Genomic DNA, 4,123 nt, shown 5'->3' with positions numbered 1-4,123 from the left:
TGTTCTTTTTCCTGTTCCCAGATCCGCTGTTCCCAGATCCGCTGTTCCCCTTGCTATTGTGTACTTCACCTATTTGATAAAGGCTATACTCCTTGACCTAATCCTAAAACCTAATCAAATCCTAATCACCATTAGGTATTTTATAGCTGCTGCGATCGCTAAGGTAGATTCATACCAAAAAAAAGAGTTAATTAACCATGGCTACGTTACTAACTGAAACTCAGAAATTATCCAACTTAATTCCAGAATCCGAACTAGATTTAATCAAGTCACTGCCACAATCTATTCAGGATCAGGTAGTTCCTAGCCCCGATTTATCTAAGTCTGCTGGTACACCGATTCAGTTAAATTTGACCCAGATACAACAGTTAGTTCCCAATGAGTCAGGCGTACAAAGCTTATCCTCGAAATCTATAATCTCAGGGCCTTTTAACTTTATTATTGGTACTCCCAATCCTGACTTTTTAGTGGGTACTAACAAGAACGATTTAATTTTAGGACGTGGCGGAAATGACATTATTATAGCACTTGGTGGCAATGACCTTGTGTTTGGTGAAGAGGGAAATGACATTGTTATCGCTGGCTCAGGTAACGATTTTGTGTCTGGCGGCTCAGGTAACGACTTTGTGTTTGGCAGTTCTGGTAATGATATCTTGGATGGTGGCTCTGGTAATGACTCTCTATTTGGGGGAACTGGCAAAAACCATTTCATTGGCAGTAGTGGTAATGATGTCCTGGATGGAGAGGAAGGCAACGATAGCGTCGATTACACTGGTTTGGGTCGAGCTATTACTCTTTTACCCACCGGAATCGTTAACAAAAGTGGTCTTGGTCAGGATACACTGATCCGAGTGGAGACGATTATTGGGGATGCCGGTCAAGCTAATACGATTGATGCCTCTTCTGCTGGTACTGGTGCGTCTGTGAACGTAAATCTGCAACAGAACAGTTTACAGATTAATGTTGTTAATGGTCCAGTTCTTAATCGCACTGTCCAAAACTTTGTGAATGTCAAAGGTGCTGGTCGCAACGATACCATTATTGGTGATAACAACAGTAATCAACTTACTGGTGGTGCCGGAAGTGACAATATTACTGGTGGCGGTGGTAATGATACCATCGTAGGTGTTGATCCCAACAGTAAACAGCCAGGTATTAATGAAATTGATATCTTAACCGGAGGAGCTGGTGCTGATAAATTTGTGATGGGAGATAGCAAGAATCCTTACTATGTCGGTGGTGGAGGATTTTTGGGTCTGAATGATTACGCTCTACTTAAGGATTTCCAATCCGGTACGGATAAAATTCAACTCAAGTCAGGGCTCAACTATACCTTTGCATCAAACTTTATCGCTGTCAATCAAGGCTTCTCTTCTTCTGATAAAAGTCTTGCTTCAGTGGAACAGATTGCTAATGATATTGCTGGAGGTAAGAGTTTAGGTGTTGAATCTCAGCTCACCATAGGGGATAGTAGTTTGGACTCTGTTGAGAAGATCGCGCCTAATTTCGGCTTTGACATTATTGCTATTGTGTCTGGTGGCTATAACCAAGGGGATTTGACCTTTGTATAACGATTAGTTTGGTGGGCAGTGCCTAGCCATGGGCTATGGCTTGGTGAATCGGTCTGGTTCACTGCCCACCCTACATCAACCTGTGATTAATCCTTTGGTGGGCAGTGCCTAGCAATGGGCTTTGGCCAGTTTGGTGAATCGGTCTGGTTCACTGCCCACCCTACATCAACTGTGATTAATCGTTTGGTGGGCAGTGCTTAGCAATGCGCTATGGCTTGGTGAATCGGTTTGGTTCACTGCCCACCCTACATCAACTACATCAATTGTGATTAATCCGTTGGTGGGCAGTGCTTAGCATTGCGCTATGGCTTGGTGAATCGGTTTGGTTCACTGCCCACCCTACATCAACTACATCAATTGTGATTAATCCGTTGGTGGGCAGTGCTTAGCATTGCGCTATGGCTTGGTGAATCGGTCTGGTTCACTGCCCACCCGACATCAACTGTGATTAATCGTTTGGTGGGCAGTGCTTAGCAATGGGCTTTGGCTTGGTGAATTGGTCTGGTGCACTGCCCACCTACATCAATTGTGATTAATCGTTTGGTGGGCAGTGCCTAGCAATGGGCTTTGGCTTGGTGAATTGGTCTGGTTCACTGCCCACCCGACATCAATTGTGATTAATCCGTTGGTGGGCAGTGGCTAGCCATGGGCTATGGCTTGGTGAATCGGTCTGGTTCACTGCCCACCCTACATCTACATCAATTGTGATTAATCCGTTGGTGGGCAGTGCCTAGCAATGGGCTTTGGCTTGGTGAATCGGTCTGGTTCACTGCCCACCCTACATGAACTTCATAATTTATCTACATGAAGTTCATAATTTATCCTTCATAATTCATCTAGAATTCATATCTCATCATTCACAATTTATCCTTAATTATCTACATAAAATTCATAATTTATCCTTCATAATTCATCTAGAATTCATATTTACTTATTCACAATTTATCCTTAATTAAGATTTTATAATTAATCCTTGATAGGACTTGATTTTATCCAGGAAATGAATTACTCTTCTATTCAGAGAACGAAAAAAGATAAATGGGTGGCAAGTGGAATTCTGCCCCTATCGGTAAGATAGCTGTTTTGGCGTTATTCAAGGTGCCCTTACTTGCCTAGTTTGTGGTTGCCAGAATAAACACGGTGCTTAACACTCCCTAGGGTTTTGGGTTATCCCAAAACTCGATTATAGGTATGGGTAACTTCAAATCGGAGCCTATAGAGTTAATCACAAATAATCTCCAGGATTATAGATAGGTGGAGTGTGCAAATTTTCGTTCCAAAGTAAACGAATTATTCACAGGACAAACCCATCTAAATTATAGAATCCTTACTCATAAAAGATTTCAAAATTCATCAGGATAAATACTTATCCTATGAATTCCATATCCAGTAGGCATTCCAAAATAAGATGGGTTTACCCTGGGGTGATCGCAACCAAGAACCCTTAATGGTCTTAATGGTAATTTGACATTTTTGGGCTCCTTCAGGGGAGATAGCGCCGCCATGGGGGTCTCCCCCATGAGGTAAGCATTCAGCTATCAGCCGTCAGCAGTCAGCTTAAAACAAGCTATTCGGCTGACGAGTTCAACGGACTCAAAGCCAAAGACTATGAATTCCTCCCTCGGGCACCTCAAGTAGCGTGGCCGAAAGGCCAGGGAACTGAGATGCAACGAATGCTTACCTCTTTCATTCAAAAGCTGATAGCTGATAGCTGACTGCTGAATGCTTACCCCATCAGGGACTACCAGTGCTGAAAACCTTTCTAGGCAAGGGGAAAAGGTAAATTTCCTAAAGATTCCTGAAAGCGATGCAGTCGGCCAAAGGGGAGGCAGTTTGGAGTTTAAGATTTTGTCAAAGTCTGAGTAATCAACTGCTCATGACCATTAGGTATTGTCTAGCTGCTGCGATCGCTACGTTAGCTACATCCAAAAACAAGAGTAAATTCACTATGGTTACGTTAATAGATACAATTGAGAACTTACCATCCGGCCTAATTCCAGAATCCGAACTAGAGTCAATCAACTCACTGCCACAATCTATCCTGAATCAGGAAGTTCCTAGCCCCCAGTTACCTGGTTCTTCTGCTCCACTGTTGTTGTTCAGTACTACCCAGATACAAGCGTTTGTTTCCAATGAGTCAGACGTACAAACATCATCGTTAGAAAATCAAATCTCACAGCCTTTTCAGTTTATTATTGGTACTCCCAATATTGACGTTTTACTCGGTACTGGCAACAACGATTTAATCCTGGGACTTGAGGGAGATGACATCATTATAGGACTCGGTGGCAATGACCTTCTCTTTGGTCAAGAGGGAAATGACATTGTTATCGCTGGCTCAGGTAACGATTTTCTGTTTGGGGGCTCAGATAACGATTTTCTGTCTGGGGACTCAGGTAACGACTCTCTGTTTGGCGAATCAGGTAACGACTCTCTGTCTGGGGGCTCTGGTAACGATTCTCTGTCTGGTGGCTCAGGTAACGACTCTCTGTCTGGGGGCTCAGGTAATGACTATCTGTCTGGGGACTCAGGTAACGACTCTCTGTTTGGGG

At 43.3% G+C, this 4,123-nt stretch carries 3 protein-coding genes; all 3 read left to right on the top strand.

Annotated elements, in window-relative coordinates; genetic code table 11:
* The coding region (locus F6K20_RS27135; protein WP_287296716.1) for a hypothetical protein at window positions 1-217 on the top strand (217 nt) is incomplete at its 5' end.
* Window positions 198-1,571 (top strand): calcium-binding protein, encoded by a 1,374-nt coding sequence (locus tag F6K20_RS27130; protein WP_287296715.1) that lies wholly within the window; start codon window positions 198-200, stop codon window positions 1,569-1,571. The genes F6K20_RS27135 and F6K20_RS27130, both read left to right, overlap by 20 nt.
* A gap of 1,876 nt (window positions 1,572-3,447) precedes the next feature.
* Window positions 3,448-4,123 (top strand): calcium-binding protein (locus tag F6K20_RS27125; RefSeq protein ID WP_287296713.1); only part of this gene is annotated, 676 nt, incomplete at its 3' end.

This window comes from Moorena sp. SIO2C4, assembly GCF_010672485.1.
Classification (GTDB): Bacteria; Cyanobacteriota; Cyanobacteriia; order Cyanobacteriales; family Coleofasciculaceae; genus Moorena; species Moorena producens.
This window is presented reverse-complemented; position numbering and strand designations above follow the sequence as displayed.